Consider the following 14,727-nt stretch of genomic DNA (forward strand, 5'->3'; position numbering starts at 1 on the left):
GTTGTACTCAGCCGATGCCGAACGCCCCCGCGGGAGGCACGGGCGAGGGCACCGCGTCCTCCTCCCGCACCGGGCGCGCGTCGCCGGTGAAGTCCCGCAGGGCGGGCCCGTGCTCGACCCTGGCCGGGAAGGCGTCGGCGGCGGTGCGTCTGGCCAGCGCCGCCGTGTCGAGGGGCCGGTGCGCGGCGACGAGGACGATGTTGCCGAAGCGGCGTCCGCGCAGCACGCCCGGTTCCGCGATGATCGCGAGCTCCGCGAAGAGGGCGGCGAACGTCGCCAGTTGGGAGCGCAGGAAGCCGAACGGCGCCGTGTCGGCCAGGTTGGCCACGTACACGCCGTCGGCGCGCAGGACGCGGGCCGCCGCACCGGCGTAGCCGATGGAGGTCAGGTGCGCGGGCACGCGTGAGCCCCCGAAGACGTCGGCGACCAGGACGTCGGCCGAGTCCTCGGGGGCAGCTTCCAGCCAGGCGCGGGCATCGGCGCCGTGGGCGGTGACGCCCGCGCCGTCCGGAAGGGGCAGGTGCTCGGCGACCAGGTCCAGCAGTCCCCGGTCTGCCTCGACGACGTCCTGGCGGGAACCGGGCCGGGTCGCGGCCAGGTACCGGGGCAGGGTGAACGCGCCACCGCCCAGGTGCAGCGCGTCCAGCGCTCGCGCCGGCTCGGCGACCGTGTCCAGGACGTGGCCGAGCCGGCGCGTGTACTCGAACTCCAGGTGCGCCGGCTCGTCCAGGTCGACGTAGGACTGCGGAGCCCCGTCGACGGTGAGCAGCCAGGCCCGTTCCCGGTCGACGTCGGGCATGAGCTTGGCGGTGCCGTGGTCGGTGACACGGGTGACGGGTATGGCTTCGTTCACCTACCCATTGTGCCAACCGACGGCCGACTCAGCCGACGGCCGTCACGGTCCCCGCGCCCACGGTCCGCCCGCCCTCGCGGACGGCGAACCCGAGCCCGGTCTCCAGCGGCACGTCCCGCCCCAGCTCCACGGTCATCGTGACCGTGTCCCCGGGCCGGGCGACGGCCGCCTCACCGAGGTCCACGTCCCCGACCACGTCGGCGGTCCGGATGTAGAACTGCGGCCGGTATCCCGTGGCGACGGGCGTCGAGCGCCCGCCCTCGCGCGCCGACAGCACGTACACCCGCGCCGTGAACCGCCGTGCCGGTACGACGCTGCCGGGCGCGGCGACCACGTGTCCCCGGCGCACCGTGTCACGGGCGACGCCGCGCAGCAGCAGCGCCACGTTGTCCCCGGCCTGGGCCTCCTCCATCGGCTTGCCGAAGGTCTCCAGGCCGGTGACGACCGTCTCGACGGACGCGCCGAGCACCTCGACGCGGTCGCCGACGCGGACCGTGCCGCGCTCGACGGCTCCGGTGACGACCGTGCCGCGGCCGGTGATGGTGAGCACGTTCTCCACCGGCAGCAGGAACGGCGCGTCCAGGTACCGCTCGGGCATGGGCACGTACGTGTCCACGGCGTCGAGCAGCGCCTCCACGGAGGCCGTCCACCGCGGGTCGCCTTCCAGCGCCCTCAGCCCCGAGACCCGTACGACGGGCACGGCGTCCCCGCCGTAACCGTGCGCGGTGAGCAGTTCCCGGACCTCCAGCTCCACGAGGTCGGTGAGCTCCTCGTCCCCGGCGTCGGCCTTGTTGAGGGCGACGACGATGTGGTCGACGCCCACCTGCCGGGCCAGCAGGACGTGTTCGGCGGTCTGCGGCATGATCCCGTCCAGCGCGGAGACGACCAGGATCGCCCCGTCGAGCTGGGCGGCGCCGGTGACCATGTTCTTGACGTAGTCGGCGTGGCCGGGCATGTCGACGTGCGCGTAGTGCCGGGTGTCGGTCTCGTACTCGACGTGCGCGATGTTGATCGTGATGCCGCGCGCCGCCTCCTCGGGGGCGCGGTCGATGCGGTCGAACGGCACGAACGTGCCGGCGCCGCGCTCGGCGAGCACCTTGGTGATGGCGGCGGTCAGGGTGGTCTTGCCGTGGTCGACGTGGCCCATGGTGCCGATGTTGAGGTGCGGTTTGGTGCGGACGTACGCCGTCTTGGACATGGCGGTTCCTCGAAGCCTCGTGGCGGTGGTGGGACCCCAGGGGGGACTGGCCGACCCTCCCCCTGCGGGGTCCGCCGGACGATCCGGGGAGGGTCAGCTTCGGGCGCCGTCGACGGCTGCCGGGAAGAGGATGACGGCAGCCTTCGGGGCATCCGCGACCGCGGACGCTGCGAGGTGGAAGGCGTGCCGGAACATGACGCCGATCCTCGCCGACGCGCTGCCCGGGGTCGAATGGTTTTTGACGGCACGGAAGTCCGGAGCGTGCCGCCCCGGTCGGCTACGGACCGATGTTCCGCAGCGCCTCCCGCACGGACAGCGGTGCCAGGCGCGGCCCGTGCCCGGCCACGAAGGCGCGTACGGCGTCCGGGTCGGTCTTGGCGTACTCGCGCAGGCTCCAGCCGATGGCCTTGCGGACGAAGAAGTCGTCGTGGCCGCCCTGGCGCAGGCAGTAGCCGAAGAGCCGGTCGGTGTCGGTGCGTTCCTTGTACCGCAGTTGGTGGAGCAGCGCCGTGCGGACCAGCCACCTGTCCTCGTCCGCGCTCCAGGCGTCCATGTCGGCGGTGAGGCCGCGGTCGGCCGCGACCAGTCCCCCGACGACGTGCGCCGCGAGCAGGTCGACGGTGTCCCACCACGGGGCCGTGGTGAGCAGATGCCGGACCACGGGCAGGAATCCGGAAGAGCAATGCGTCACATGACGGCGCAGGAGATCGACGGCGAAGTACTGGTACTCGCGCTCGGGCAACCGCCAGCAGCGGAGCGCCACGGCGGTGAGGTCCGCCTCCGCCGGACGGGGTGTTCCCGCCAGGACGGTGCGGGTCAGGGCGCGGCGAACGGGCGAGGTCAGACCCAGGAAGGGAGCGACGTCCTTCATGTACGCCCGCATGCCGGCGGCCCGTTCGGGTTCGGCCGCGGCGCCGTACACGGCGGTGAGCCGCTCCATCACGGTGTCCGCGTAGGGGCTGCGCGGCACGTCCGGAATTTCCTTGGCTGTGACGCTCATGAGACGCACCATACGGCGATCACACACATTTGTCGGTTAGTGTCACCGGATGTTCGATGCCACCACCCGCTCTGGGGGCACCGCCACGGTCTCTCCCCGGACCGCCGCGACAGAGCTCGCCGTCGCCACGGCCGCCGGGCCGGTCCCACCGGCCGGTGCCGCCGCCCGCGTGACGAGAGTCCTGCTCTCCCCGTGGTCCCGGCTCTCCCTGCTCGTCCTGCTGCTGGCCTCCGCCGCCACGGCGGTCCTGCTGTTCCAGCCGCAGGAGTTGCTGACCGACGGCTGGCCCCCGCAGCTCGGCGGGCTCGCGGCGGCGGTCGCGTACGCGGTGGCGTACGGAGTGTGCACTGTCGCGTTCGTACCGCGTCCGCTGCTGAATCTGGCCGCCGGCGCCCTGTTCGGCTCCCAGCTCGGCCTCGCCTCCGCGCTGGCGGGGACGGTGCTCGGCGCGGGCATCGCCTTCTGCCTGGGCCGGGTGCTGGGCCAGGAGGCGCTGCGCCCGCTGCTGCGGGGCAAGTGGCTGAAGGCCGCGGACGGGCAGCTGAGCGGGCACGGTTTCCGTTCGGTGCTGGCGGCACGGCTGTTCCCGGGGGTGCCCTTCGCCGCCGTCAACTACTGCGCGGCCGTCTCCCGCATGGGGCTGCTGCCCTTCCTGCTGGCGACAGGGCTGGGCTCGATCCCCAACACCGCCGCCTACGCCGTGGCCGGCGCCCGTGCCTCGACGCCGACCTCACCGGCCTTCCTGATCGCGCTGGCCTGTATCGCGCTGCCGGGGCTGGCGGGCGCGGTGGTGGCCTGGCGCAAGCGGCACCGGCTGCGCGGGAACTGACGGGAGGCTCCCGGAGGTCAACTCCCTGTGGGCTGATCTTCACTTTGGGGCGCTACGCTGCCCCTCGACACGCCTGATCCTGATCACCGCACACGGCGGTTCGGTGTGTCCATGCCCGTTTTCGATCGGCACTTGGACTCCGTAACTTCATGTCTTGGTTTGAATCACTCATCCTCGGACTCGTCCAGGGGCTGACCGAGTTTCTTCCCGTGTCGTCCAGCGCGCACCTGCGCCTGACCGCGGCGTTCTCCGGCTGGCACGACCCGGGCGCGGCCTTCACCGCGATCACGCAGATCGGCACCGAGGCCGCCGTCCTCATCTACTTCCGCAAGGACATCGGGCGGATCCTCTCCGCCTGGACGCGGTCGCTGACGAACAAGGAGATGCGCCACGACCCCGACGCCCGCATGGGCTGGCTGGTGATCGTCGGCTCGATCCCGATCGGTGTGCTGGGGCTGACGCTGAAGGACCAGATCGAGGGTCCGTTCCGCGACCTGCGGATCACCGCGACCATGCTGATCGTCGTCGGCGTGATCATCGGCATCGCGGACCGGATGGCCGCGCGGGACGAGAAGGGCGGCCGGCACCGCGCGCCGCAGCAGCGCAAGGAACTGACGGACCTGACCGTCCGGGACGGCCTGATCTACGGCCTCTGCCAGGCCATGGCCCTCGTCCCCGGCGTCTCCCGCTCCGGGGCGACCATCAGCGGCGGCCTCTTCATGGGCTACCGGCGCGAGGCCGCGGCCCGGTACTCGTTCCTGCTCGCCGTCCCGGCGGTGCTGGCCTCCGGCCTGTTCGAGCTCACCGACGCGATGGAGAGCGACCACATCTCCTGGGGCCCGACGCTCTTCGCGACGGTCATCGCCTTCGCCGTCGGGTACGCGGTGATCGCGTGGTTCATGAAGTTCATCTCCACTAAGAGCTTCATGCCGTTCGTCTGGTACCGGATCGCGCTCGGCATCGTCATCATCGTCCTGGTCTTCGCGGGTGTCCTGAGCCCGCACGCCGCGGAGTCGGCCCACTGACCGGACCGCTTGTGTAGCCGTCCGGTAGCGCACTGTCAGTGCGGGCCCCTAGGCTTGTCCGCATGTCCCCCGATTCCGTGACTCCTGGTTCCGTGCGGTCCGCGGCGGAGCTGAACGACCAGATCCGTGCCCTGTGGCGGCGAGCGGGCGGGACCCTGTCGGCACAGGAGCGCGTGGAGTACGAGCTGCTGGTGGTCGAATGGGCCACCGCGATCCGCGGCGAGGTCATCGAGGCGGCCTGAGCGGCCCCGGGCCCGGACGTCAGCGTCCGCCGGCCACCCGCAGCACCGATCCCGTCGTGTACGAGGCGTCCGGCGACATCAGCCAGGAGATCGCCGCGGCGATCTCCTCCGCCCGGCCGGGGCGCCCCATCGGGACGGCCGCACCCATCCGCCGGGCGCGTTCCGGGTCGCCCATGGCCGCGTGCATCTCGGTGTCGATGACCCCGGGCGCGACGGCGTTGACGCGGATCCCGTCCGGGCCGAGTTCCTTGGCCAGGCCCAGGGTGAGGGCGTCGACGCCCGCCTTGCTCGCCGCGTAGTGGACGTACTCCCCCGGGCTGCCGATGGTCGCGGCGCCCGACGACACGTTCACGATCGCGCCGCCGCCCCGCGCGGTCATCAACTGCGCGGCGCGGCGGGAGCACAGCAGCACGCCCAGCAGGTTGACGTCGAGGACCCGGCGCAGGGTCGCGGTGTCGCTGTCGGCGAGCCGGCCGAGCGGTCCGGTCACCGCCGCGTTGTTCACCAGGCCCGTCACCGGTCCGAGCCGCTCCTCCGCCACCTCGAAGAGCCGCTCGACGTCGGATTCGGCCGAGGTGTCCGCCCGCACCGCGAGGCCGCGGCCACCCGCCTCGCGCACCCCGGCCGCGACCGCCTCGGCGGCCGAGGCGTCCCGCACATAGCCCACGACGACGTCGTGCCCGTCGGCGGCGAGCCGCAGACAGGTGGCGGCACCGATGCCCCGGCTGCCACCGGTGACCACCGTGAGGGGACGTGACATGCGTACCTCCAGTGAGCGAGGGCCGGGAGCGCGGAGCCGCCCGACCTTTTGATCGATCATCGATCATCCTACGCGGAGGTCGCGCTTCACCGGGTGCGGACATCCGATGTGATCAACTGAATCCGCCCTCGTCGAGAGCGCACACTGAAGGGACCACGGGGTAGGGAGGCGCCCATGAAGATCCTCGGTCACTGGCTCGCCTCCCCGTGGCGCCGCTCGGCCACCGCCGTACTCGCCGGCGCGCTGCCCGTGCTCGCCTTTCCGGGCCCGGCCCTGTGGTGGTGGGCCTGGATCGCCCTGGTGCCCTGGCTGCTGCTGGCCCGCAGCGCGCCGCGCGGGAAGCGCGCCGTGTACGACGGCTGGTGCGGCGGCTTCGGCTTCATGCTGGCCATGCACCACTGGCTGCTGCCCAACCTGCACGTGTTCACGTTCGTCATCGCGGCGCTGCTCGGCGCGCTGTGGGCGCCCTGGGGCTGGCTGGTGCGCCGGATGCTGGGCGGGGCGCCCTCGGCCGGCCGGGTGGCGGCGGCGCTCGTGGTGCTGCCGTCGGGCTGGCTGGCGGTGGAGCTGGTCCGCTCCTGGGAGGGGCTCGGCGGCCCCTGGGGCGTGCTCGGCGCGAGTCAGTGGCAGGTGGCCCCGGCGCTGCGCCTCGCATCGGTGGGCGGCGTGTGGCTGCTGAGCTTCCTGGTGGTGGCCGTCAACGTCGCCGTGACGGTGCTCGTCGCCGTCCGCCGGGCCCGGGTGCCCGCTCTCGCGGGGCTGCTGGCCACCGCCGCGGCGACCTCCGCCGCCTGGGTCTGGTCCCCGCGCCCCGAAGGCGGTGAGCGGGTGGCGATCGGGGTGGTGCAGCCGGGCGTCGTCGCCGGGGCGGACAGCGCCGACCGGCGTTTCGACCGCGAGGAGGAACTGACCCGCGGGCTCGCCGGCCGGGACCTCGACCTGATCGTCTGGGGCGAGAGCAGCGTCGGCTTCGACCTGGACGACCGGCCCGACCTGTCCCGGCGGCTCGCGGCGCTGTCGCGGGAGACCGGCGCGGACATCCTGGTCAACGTGGACGCGCGGCGCTCGGACAAGCCGGGCATCTACAAGAGTTCCGTGCTCGTCGGTCCCGACGGCCCGACCGGCGACCGGTACGACAAGATGCGGCTCGTCCCCTTCGGGGAGTACATCCCGGCGCGCTCCCTGCTGGGGTGGGCCACGTCGGTGGGCGAGGCTGCGGGCGAGGACCGGCGGCGGGGCAGTGAGCAGGTGGTGATGGAGGTCGGGGACGGGCTGCGCATCGGGCCGATGGTGTGCTTCGAGAGCGCGTTCCCCGACATGAGCCGCCAGCTCGCCGCCGACGGCGCCGAGGTGCTGTTCGCCCAGTCGTCCACGTCGACCTTCCAGGACACCTGGGCGCCGGAGCAGCACGCCTCGCTCGCCGCGCTGCGCGCCGCCGAGACCGGCCGGCCGATGGTGCACTCGACGCTGACCGGCGTCTCGGCCGTCTACGACGCGAACGGCGCGCGGATCGGTTCGTGGCTCGGTACGGACGCGAGCGAGTCGCGGGTGTACGAGGTTCCGGTGACGCACGGGACGACGCCGTACGTCCGCTTCGGCGACTGGACGCCGCACGCGTCGCTGCTGATCCTCGCGGCCTGGGGCGTCGGCGAAGGCGTCCGGGCGGTGCGGCTCAGGCGGAACGCTCGTGCACCGCGCGTACCACCCGCTCACACAGCTCATGGGTCTCCAGCGCGTCCCGGGCACTGAGCACCTTGCCGGCGCGCACCGCGTCCAGGAAGCCGAGCACCGCCTGTTCGATGCCGCGCTGCCGGGCCACCGGGACCCAGTCGCCGCGCCGCCGCACGGTCGGCTGGCCCTTGTGGTCGATCACCTCGGCGAGGTTGACCACCTGGCGTTTGGTGTCCTGGCCGGAGACCTCGAGGATCTCCTCCGCCGAGCCGCTGAGCCGGTTCATGACGCCGAGGGCGGTGAAACCGTCGCCGGCGAGCTGGAGGACGACGTGGTGGAGCAGGCCGTCCTGGACGCGGGCGCGCACGGTGACGTCGTCGACCGGGCCCGGCACCAGGAAGCGGAGCGTGTCGACGACGTGGATGAAGTCGTCGAGGACCATCGTGCGGGGGTCCTCGGGCAGACCCGTGCGGTTCTTCTGCATGAGGATCAGCTCGCGCGGGTGCTCGGCGCACTGCGCGTAGCCGGGGGCGTGGCGCCGGTTGAAACCGACGGCGAGGCTGGTGCCGCGCTCCTCGGCGAGGGTCACCAGGCGCTCGGAGTCGGCGAGTTCGTAGGCGAGCGGCTTGTCGACGTAGGTCGGGACGCCGGCTTCGAGCAGCCGGGTCACGATCTCGGGGTGGACGGCGGTCGGCGCGTGCACGAAGGCGGCGTCGAGGCCCGCGGCCAGGAGTGCGTCGAGGTCGGCGTGGAGCCGCTCCGACGGGAGGCGCAGCTTCTCGCCGACCCGGGTGAGCGTGGCGGGGGTGCGGGTCTGCAGGTGCAGTTCCACCCCGGGCAGGACGGCGAGCACCGGCAGATAGGCCTTCTGCGCGATGTCGCCGAGTCCGATGACGCCGACCTTCACGGGGTGTGCTCCTCTAACGCTCGCCTGCCTGGGTCTGCCGGGAAGCATACGGGGACCGCGGGGGCCGCCAGTCGGCGATGCCGTCGAAGCTCCGCAGGAAGAGGGCGGGTCCGGCCTTGGACAGCGCGGCGATCGCGGCGTCGCGTACGGCGGTCCCGGCCCGGCCGGTCATCAGGTTGAGGCGCGCGACCTTCACGGCCTGGCGGGCGACGGCGGTGGTGCGGGGCAGGCGCGCGGCCGTGTAGGCGGCGAGGTCGTCGCAGTGGTGGGCGAGGACGATCGCGTCCTCGATCGCCTGGTTGCCGCCCTGGCCGAGGGTGGGCGGCATGGCGTGCGCGGCGTCGCCGACGAGGGCGACCCTGCCCCCGTGGTAGGCGGGCAGCGGCTCGGCGATGTGGTGCACGTCGTGGCGCAGGACGTCCTCGGGGCGGGCGGCGGCGAGGACGGCGGGGATCGGGTCGTGCCAGTCGCCGTACCGGTGCAGCAGCTCGGCCCTCTCGTCGGACGCGTGCCCGCCCGCCGGGGCGACGGCGGCGGCGTAGGCGTAGACCCGGCCGTCCTTGAGCGGGTGCGTGCCCCAGATGCGGCCCCGGCCCCAGGTCTCGTGCGAGGCGAAGTCGGCGCCGGGGACCGGGATCACCACCCGCCAGGTGGTGAAGCCGGAGTAGACGGGCCCCGGGTGGCGCGGGAACAGCGTGCCGCGTACGGCGGAGTGGATGCCGTCGGCCGCGACGACCAGGTCGGCCTCCAGCTCGCCGTGCGGGGTGCGCACGCGGGCCGGCCGGTCGCGGTCGCCGGCGTCGGCGAGCCGCGTGTCGGCGCCGGTGCGGACGGCGTCCGCCGGCAGCAGCGCGGCCAGGCGGTCGATGAGCGTGGCCCGGTGCAGCAGCACCAGTGGACCACCGAACCGTGCCGCGGCGGCCTCGGCGTTCGAGCGGGAGAGCCAGCGTCCGCCCGGTGTGCGCAGTCCCCCGTCGCCCTGCCAGGCGGCGAGGCCGCGGATCTCGTCCCCGAGCCCGATGACGTCCAGGGCGCGCAGCGCGTTGGGCGACAGGGAGATCGCCGCGCCGACCGGCTGGAGCGAGGCGGCCCGCTCCAGGACGGTGACGCGCAGACCGCGCCGGTGCAGGGCCGCCGCCGCGGTCAGCCCGCCGATCCCGCCGCCGATCACGACGGCCCGTTTCGTGTCTGGCATGGCTCTGTCCCTTCTCCGACCCACCGACTTAACTACAAGTGTAGTGAAACCCTCGACTCGACTGTACTACAGCCGTAGTAGGGAAGGTAGGTTGACTTCATGCCCGCACGCACCGCATCCCCCGCGCCCCCCACGGGCGCCTCCCGCGCCGACCTCGTCGCCGACGCCGCTCTCGCCCTGCTCGCCGAGCGCGGTATGCGCGGACTCACACACCGCGCGGTCGACGAGGCGGCCGCACTCCCCCAGGGCTCCACCTCCAACGTCGCGCGCACCCGGCAGGCACTCCTGGAACTGGCGGTGCGCCGCCTGGCCGACCGGGAGGCACGGGTGCTGGCGCTGCACGAGATGCCGGACCCGCGGGCCGGTCTCGACGCCCTGGTGGACGCGCTGGCGCTGGCCACGCACCGGGCGCTCACCCGGAACCGTGAACTGACCCTGGCCCGCTACGAACTGGCCCTGGAGGCCACGCGCCGCCCGGAACTGCGGGCCCACTTCGACGCTGCGGGCGCCCGATTCCGGGACCAGCTGGGCGCGCTCGTCATCGCCATGGGCTCGGCCCACCCCGCCCGGCACGTGCTGTCGCTGGTCGCCTGGGCGGACGGGCTGATGTTCAGCTGCGTGGCCGGGTCCTTCCACGCCGAGGTTCCGGACCTGGCGGAGGTGCGGGCCGGGTTGCGCGAGCTGCTGGACGGGCTGCTGGACGGATGAAACCAGATGGTGGGCGGGGCACCGGGTGAGCGAGGATGCCGCCATGACGACCGAGCGCCGCGAACCCGTCCCCGAATCCGACGAACGCACCATGCTGGAGGGCTGGCTGGAGTACCACCGGCAGACCCTCGCGTGGAAGTGCGAGGGCCTCACCGACGCCCAGCTCAGGACCGCCGCCGTCGAACCCTCCACGCTGTCCCTGATGGGGCTGGTGCGGCACATGGCCGAGGTGGAGCGCAGCTGGTACCGCAGGGTGCTGGCCGACGAGGACGCGGACCCCATCTACTACTCCGACGCGGACCCGGACGGCGAGTTCCGCCTGACCGAGTCGGACACCTTCGCGCAGGCCCACGCCACCTGGCAGGCCGAGATCGAGGCGGCCCGGCGCAACGCCGCCGGTGTCCCCCTGGACGCACCGACCCGGGGCAAGCACCGGCGCACCGGTGAGCGCTACACCCTGCGCTGGATCCACACCCACATGATCGAGGAGTACGCGCGCCACAACGGGCACGCCGACCTGCTCCGCGAACGCATCGACGGCGTCACGGGCGACTGACGTCACCCAGGGCGGCACACGGGCCTCCGTACGGGGCCGGAGATCACCCGTGCGGGGCAACCTGCGCCTGTCCGCCGTCGCGGCAGGGGCCCGACCCGCCAGAGTGGCGCGGGTGCATCGAACGACGACCACCGCAGCTCTCCTGGTGACCGTGGCCGCGGCCCTGACCGGCTGTACGACGGTCCAGGGCCCGACCGCGGCCGACCCGTCGGCACCCGGCGCCCGCTCGTCCGCGCCCCGTCCGGACGGTCCGGCCGAACCGCGGGTCGTGCAGGCGCCGGCCCGCGAGGCACTGGAGATGATCGGCCCCTCCCGGGCCCCGGACCACCCGGCCGACGAGCCGCGCCGCACGGCGCCCCCGGCGGACCCGCCGGAACACGAGCCGCCGGCCGCCCGGGCCCGCCCGGAACAACAGCCGCCCCCGGCCCGCCCCGAGCCGCCGGAGCGGACCCGAGCGCCCGAGCGCCCCCGTGCCGTGGTCCCCGACGTCCCGCGGTCGCCCGGCGGCGACACCGGCACCGGGAAGAACGCGGACATCTGCTCCCTGGGCAAGAAGTACGGCGGCTGGCGTCCGGGCAGCCCCGAGGCGGTCATCTGCGACCGGACGTACGGCCGTTGAGTACGGAGCGAGTCCCGCGGCGGCGGCCGGGCTACGGCCGCTGCCGCGGCGGCCCCCACCACCCGTCGGGGCGCTCGGGCCCGTCCGCGGGCGGCCCGGCCTCGCCCGGCGGCCCGGCATCGGCCAGGCGACGGGCCAGCCGGTCGATCGCCGCGCGCACACCCTCGCCGTAACGGTCGAAGGCCAGCGCGCCGGCGGCCGTGCGGGCGCGCCGCAGATGCAGCCGGGCGGCCTCGCCGTGGCCGAGGCGGTCGTAGTCGGCGGCCAGGTTCAGATGCAGCGAGGGGTAGAGGGCCCGCGCGGCGAGCTCGCCGCTCTCGCCCCGGCCGGCCGGCCCGCCGTCCGCCAGTTCCTCGGCGGCCGACAGGGCCCGCAGGTCCCAGGCCAGTTCGTCACCCGGGTCGTCCTGGGTGTCGGCCAGGTAGTGGGCGAGGGTGCAGCGGTGCAGCGGGTCGCCGTGCTCGCCGATCTCCGCCCACAGGCTCAGGAACCGGAGCCGGGCCTCCTCGCGGTCACCCGCGTGGTGCAGCATGGCGACCTGCCCGATCCGCGTCAGGACGGCGTCCGGCGCCGCCTGCTCCTGTCCCTTGGCCACCGCGTCCTCCGTGCCCGTCGTCGGCTGTCCCCGACGACGCTAACGGCACATGCCGGCGATCCCGGTCAGGCGGCCCATAACGCGCGGGTCAGCCCAGGTTCGGGAGGGCCCAGTCGATCGCCTCGTGGCCCTGCGCCGCGACCGCCTCGTTGATCTGCGTGAACGGGCGGGAGCCGAAGAACTTCTTCGCCGACAGCGGCGAGGGGTGCGCGCCCTTGACCACCGCGTGCCGCGCCTCGTCGATCAGCGGCAGCTTCTTCTGCGCGTAGTTGCCCCACAGGACGAACACCGCCGGGTCGGGCCGGTTCGCCACCGCGCGGATCACCGCGTCGGTGAACAGCTCCCAGCCGCGGGCCTTGTGCGAGTTCGCCTCGCCGGCCCGGACCGTGAGCACCGCGTTGAGCAACAGGACGCCCTGCTCCGCCCACGGCATCAGGTAGCCGTTGTCCGGGATCGGGGTGCCCAGCTCCGCGTGCATCTCCTTGTAGATGTTGCGCAGGGACGGCGGGACCTTGACGCCCGGCCGGACCGAGAAGCACAGCCCGTGCCCCTGGCCCTCGCCGTGGTACGGGTCCTGCCCGAGGACCAGCACCTTCACCCGGTCGTACGGCGTGGCCTCCAGCGCGGCGAAGACCTCCTCGCGCGGCGGGTAGACGGGGCCGTTCGCCCGCTCCTCCTCGACGAACTCCATCAGCTCCTTGAAGTAGGGCTCCTGCAGTTCGCCGCCCAGCACCTCGCGCCAGGACTCGGGCAGCATGGCGATGTCGGTCACGTCAACTTCCTTACGCTGTGCGGTCGCTTCCAGTCCTGAAGAACCTACCGGCGACCACTGACAACGCACGCACCCACCGGGGGAACGGCAGCCCCTACCAGCTGGTCTTGCGGTACAGCTGCCACATCATCATGATCGTCGACGGGTCCATGGCCCGCTCCGCGCCCGAGATGTCGGTGCTGGTGGCCACGTACTGCTTGCCCTGCCACAGCGGCAGCAGCCGCACGTCGTCCACGAGGATCTGCTGCGCGCGCTCGAAGTCCTTCTCCACGTTGGCCCGGTCGCTCTGCCGGCGTGAGCGCGGCAGCAGCTCGCCGGTGATCTCCGGTGCCAGGTAGGGCGTCCCGAGCGCGTTCTGCTCACCGACGAAGGGTGCGATGAAGTTCTCCGCGTCCGGGAAGTCGGGCGACCAGCCGCGTCCGAACACCGGGTACTCGCCCTTCTGGTATCCGGTGACATACGTCTTCCAGGGGCGGCTCTTCAGCGCGACGTCGAACAGGCCCGAGGCGTCGAGCTGGCGCTTGATCTCCTTGAACTCCAGCTCCGTCTCGGAGCCGTAGCGGTCGCTCGTGTACCAGAGGGTGAGCGGGACGGGTTCGGTGATGCCGGCGTCGGTGAGGATCTCGCGGGCCTTGTCGACGCTGGGGTCGCCGTAGTCGTCGAAGAAGCCCGTGGTGTGACCGGTCAGGCCCTTGGGGACCATGGAGTACAGCGGGTCGACGGTGTCCTGGTAGATCTTGTGGGCGATCGCGTTCCGGTCGATCACCTGGGCGACGGCCTGGCGCACTTCCTTCCGGCCCGCCCACGGGTCCTCGGGGTTGAAGACGAGGTAGCGGATCTCCGTGCCGCTGCCCTCGACCAGCTGGAGGTCCTCGTCCTTGCTGGTCCTGCCCTGCAGCGTGATGATGTCGTCGGCCGCGAGACCCCGGTAGGTGACGTGGATGCCCCCGTCGCGCAGGGCCTTGACCATGCCGGCGGAGTCCTTGAAGTAGCGGATGGTGACCGCGTCGTTGTGGCGGTCGGCGAAGCCCTTGTAGCGGTCGTTGCGGACGAGTTCGGCGCGCTCTCCCTCCTCGTACGACTGGAGCGTGTACGGGCCCGAGCCGACGATCCCGCCGTCCTCGCGCAGGGCGTCCGCCGGGTAGCTGCCCGGTTCGACGATCGACATGGCGGGTGTGGCGAGCACGAAGGGGAAGGTGGCGTCGGGCTTGCCGAGGTGGAAGACCACCTCCCGCTCGCTCGGCGCCTGGACCCTCTCGAGGGTGCCCAGCAGTCCGGCGGGGCCGCCGTTGACGTTGATGTCCTTGATCCGGTCGATCGAGTGCTTGACCGCCTGGGCGTCCAGCGGCTCCCCGTTGGAGAAGGTGAGGCCCTCGCGCAGCTCGCAGCGGTACACCTGGTTCGCGGAGTCGGTGAACGCGCAGTTCTCGGCGGCGTCGGGCTCGGGCGCGGTCGCACCGTTGGGGTAGCTGAGGAGCGTCTGGTAGACGTTGCGGAACAGCTCCCAGGAGCCGTCCCAGGAGGCGGCCGGGTCGAGGGTGCTGGGGGCGCTGGTCGTGCCCACCACGATGGGTCCCTCGTCCTCCGAACTGTCGGACGACAGGATGCCGCACCCGGTGACCAGCGTCGATATGGACACGATGGCCGCGATCCGCCGCAGGCCTCGGTTCCGGTTGAACACGCGCACGCTCCTCGATCCGCCGTACCAAGGGTCGGCAGACCATACCGCAGCCCCACGCCACCTGAACCCCCTTCTGAACAGGGGTTTTGATCATTCGACGATGACTACGTTGTCAT

At 72.9% G+C, this 14,727-nt stretch carries 16 protein-coding genes; 7 read left to right on the plus strand and 9 right to left on the minus strand.

Features of this window, described 5'->3' with window-relative positions; all coding sequences use genetic code 11:
* Positions 1–7: 7 nt before the first annotated feature.
* From AMK11_RS30955 to AMK11_RS30965, 3 genes are all read right to left on the minus strand, one after another.
* Positions 8–853 carry a spermidine synthase gene (locus tag AMK11_RS30955; protein ID WP_073731413.1) on the minus strand — a complete coding sequence of 282 codons (846 nt, stop codon included), beginning with the start codon at positions 851–853 and terminating at the stop codon, positions 8–10.
* Between the two features lie 28 nt (positions 854–881).
* Positions 882–2,051, minus strand: coding sequence for an elongation factor Tu (tuf, locus tag AMK11_RS30960; RefSeq protein WP_073731414.1), 1,170 nt, complete (start codon positions 2,049–2,051; stop codon positions 882–884).
* Positions 2,052–2,328: 277 nt separating this feature from the next.
* Positions 2,329–3,051 (minus strand): DNA alkylation repair protein, encoded by a 723-nt coding sequence (locus tag AMK11_RS30965; RefSeq protein ID WP_073731486.1) that lies wholly within the window; start codon positions 3,049–3,051, stop codon positions 2,329–2,331.
* A 49-nt stretch (positions 3,052–3,100) separates the two neighbouring features.
* On the opposite strand from AMK11_RS30965, the gene AMK11_RS30970 reads away from it, so the two are divergent.
* From AMK11_RS30970 to AMK11_RS30980, 3 genes are all read left to right on the plus strand, one after another.
* A complete protein-coding gene (locus AMK11_RS30970; protein WP_073731415.1) occupies positions 3,101–3,880 on the plus strand; it encodes a TVP38/TMEM64 family protein in 780 nt (259 codons plus the stop codon).
* A 149-nt stretch (positions 3,881–4,029) separates the two neighbouring features.
* Positions 4,030–4,905: an undecaprenyl-diphosphate phosphatase gene (locus tag AMK11_RS30975; RefSeq protein ID WP_073731416.1), complete on the plus strand. Its 876-nt coding sequence runs from the start codon at positions 4,030–4,032 to the stop codon at positions 4,903–4,905.
* 62 nt (positions 4,906–4,967) lie between these two features.
* Positions 4,968–5,147 carry a hypothetical protein gene (locus AMK11_RS30980; protein ID WP_073731417.1) on the plus strand — a complete coding sequence of 60 codons (180 nt, stop codon included), beginning with the start codon at positions 4,968–4,970 and terminating at the stop codon, positions 5,145–5,147.
* A gap of 19 nt (positions 5,148–5,166) precedes the next feature.
* Here AMK11_RS30980 and AMK11_RS30985 read toward each other — a convergent pair whose 3' ends face one another.
* On the minus strand, positions 5,167–5,907 hold the full coding sequence (locus AMK11_RS30985) for an SDR family oxidoreductase (RefSeq protein WP_073731418.1): 741 nt from the start codon (positions 5,905–5,907) through the stop codon (positions 5,167–5,169).
* Between the two features lie 174 nt (positions 5,908–6,081).
* Between AMK11_RS30985 and lnt the strand changes: the two genes are divergently transcribed.
* A complete protein-coding gene (gene lnt / locus AMK11_RS30990; RefSeq protein WP_073731419.1) occupies positions 6,082–7,656 on the plus strand; it encodes an apolipoprotein N-acyltransferase in 1,575 nt (524 codons plus the stop codon).
* Here lnt and AMK11_RS30995 read toward each other — a convergent pair.
* The gene (locus tag AMK11_RS30995) at positions 7,580–8,485 is read right to left on the minus strand and encodes a Gfo/Idh/MocA family protein (RefSeq protein WP_073731420.1); all 906 of its coding nucleotides are present in this window, start codon (positions 8,483–8,485) and stop codon (positions 7,580–7,582) included. The genes lnt and AMK11_RS30995 overlap by 77 nt on opposite strands.
* 13 nt (positions 8,486–8,498) lie before the next feature.
* Positions 8,499–9,680: an FAD-dependent monooxygenase gene (locus tag AMK11_RS31000; RefSeq protein ID WP_073731421.1), complete on the minus strand. Its 1,182-nt coding sequence runs from the start codon at positions 9,678–9,680 to the stop codon at positions 8,499–8,501.
* A 99-nt stretch (positions 9,681–9,779) separates the two neighbouring features.
* Between AMK11_RS31000 and AMK11_RS31005 the strand changes: the two genes are divergently transcribed.
* From AMK11_RS31005 to AMK11_RS31015, 3 genes are all read left to right on the plus strand, one after another.
* On the plus strand, positions 9,780–10,388 hold the full coding sequence (locus tag AMK11_RS31005) for a TetR/AcrR family transcriptional regulator (protein ID WP_073731422.1): 609 nt from the start codon (positions 9,780–9,782) through the stop codon (positions 10,386–10,388).
* Between the two features lie 43 nt (positions 10,389–10,431).
* Entirely contained in the window at positions 10,432–10,944 is a 513-nt protein-coding gene (locus AMK11_RS31010) for a DinB family protein (RefSeq protein ID WP_073731423.1), read from the plus strand.
* Positions 10,945–11,056: 112 nt separating this feature from the next.
* Positions 11,057–11,563: a hypothetical protein gene (locus AMK11_RS31015; RefSeq protein ID WP_383583343.1), complete on the plus strand. Its 507-nt coding sequence runs from the start codon at positions 11,057–11,059 to the stop codon at positions 11,561–11,563.
* A 31-nt stretch (positions 11,564–11,594) separates the two neighbouring features.
* Here the strand turns inward: AMK11_RS31015 and AMK11_RS31020 are convergent, their stop codons facing one another.
* The 3 genes from AMK11_RS31020 to AMK11_RS31030 all read right to left on the minus strand — a co-directional run bounded on the left by AMK11_RS31020 (position 11,595) and on the right by AMK11_RS31030 (position 14,611).
* Positions 11,595–12,158 carry a hypothetical protein gene (locus tag AMK11_RS31020; protein ID WP_073731424.1) on the minus strand — a complete coding sequence of 188 codons (564 nt, stop codon included), beginning with the start codon at positions 12,156–12,158 and terminating at the stop codon, positions 11,595–11,597.
* An 88-nt stretch (positions 12,159–12,246) separates the two neighbouring features.
* Complete coding sequence (ung, locus tag AMK11_RS31025; protein ID WP_073731425.1) at positions 12,247–12,930, minus strand: uracil-DNA glycosylase; 684 nt, start codon at positions 12,928–12,930, stop codon at positions 12,247–12,249.
* A gap of 94 nt (positions 12,931–13,024) precedes the next feature.
* Complete coding sequence (locus AMK11_RS31030) at positions 13,025–14,611, minus strand: ABC transporter substrate-binding protein (RefSeq protein WP_073731426.1); 1,587 nt, start codon at positions 14,609–14,611, stop codon at positions 13,025–13,027.
* Between the last annotated feature and the right edge of the window lie 116 nt (positions 14,612–14,727).

Origin of the sequence: Streptomyces sp. CB02414, assembly GCF_001905385.1 — a bacterium.
Classification (GTDB): Bacteria; Actinomycetota; Actinomycetes; order Streptomycetales; family Streptomycetaceae; genus Streptomyces.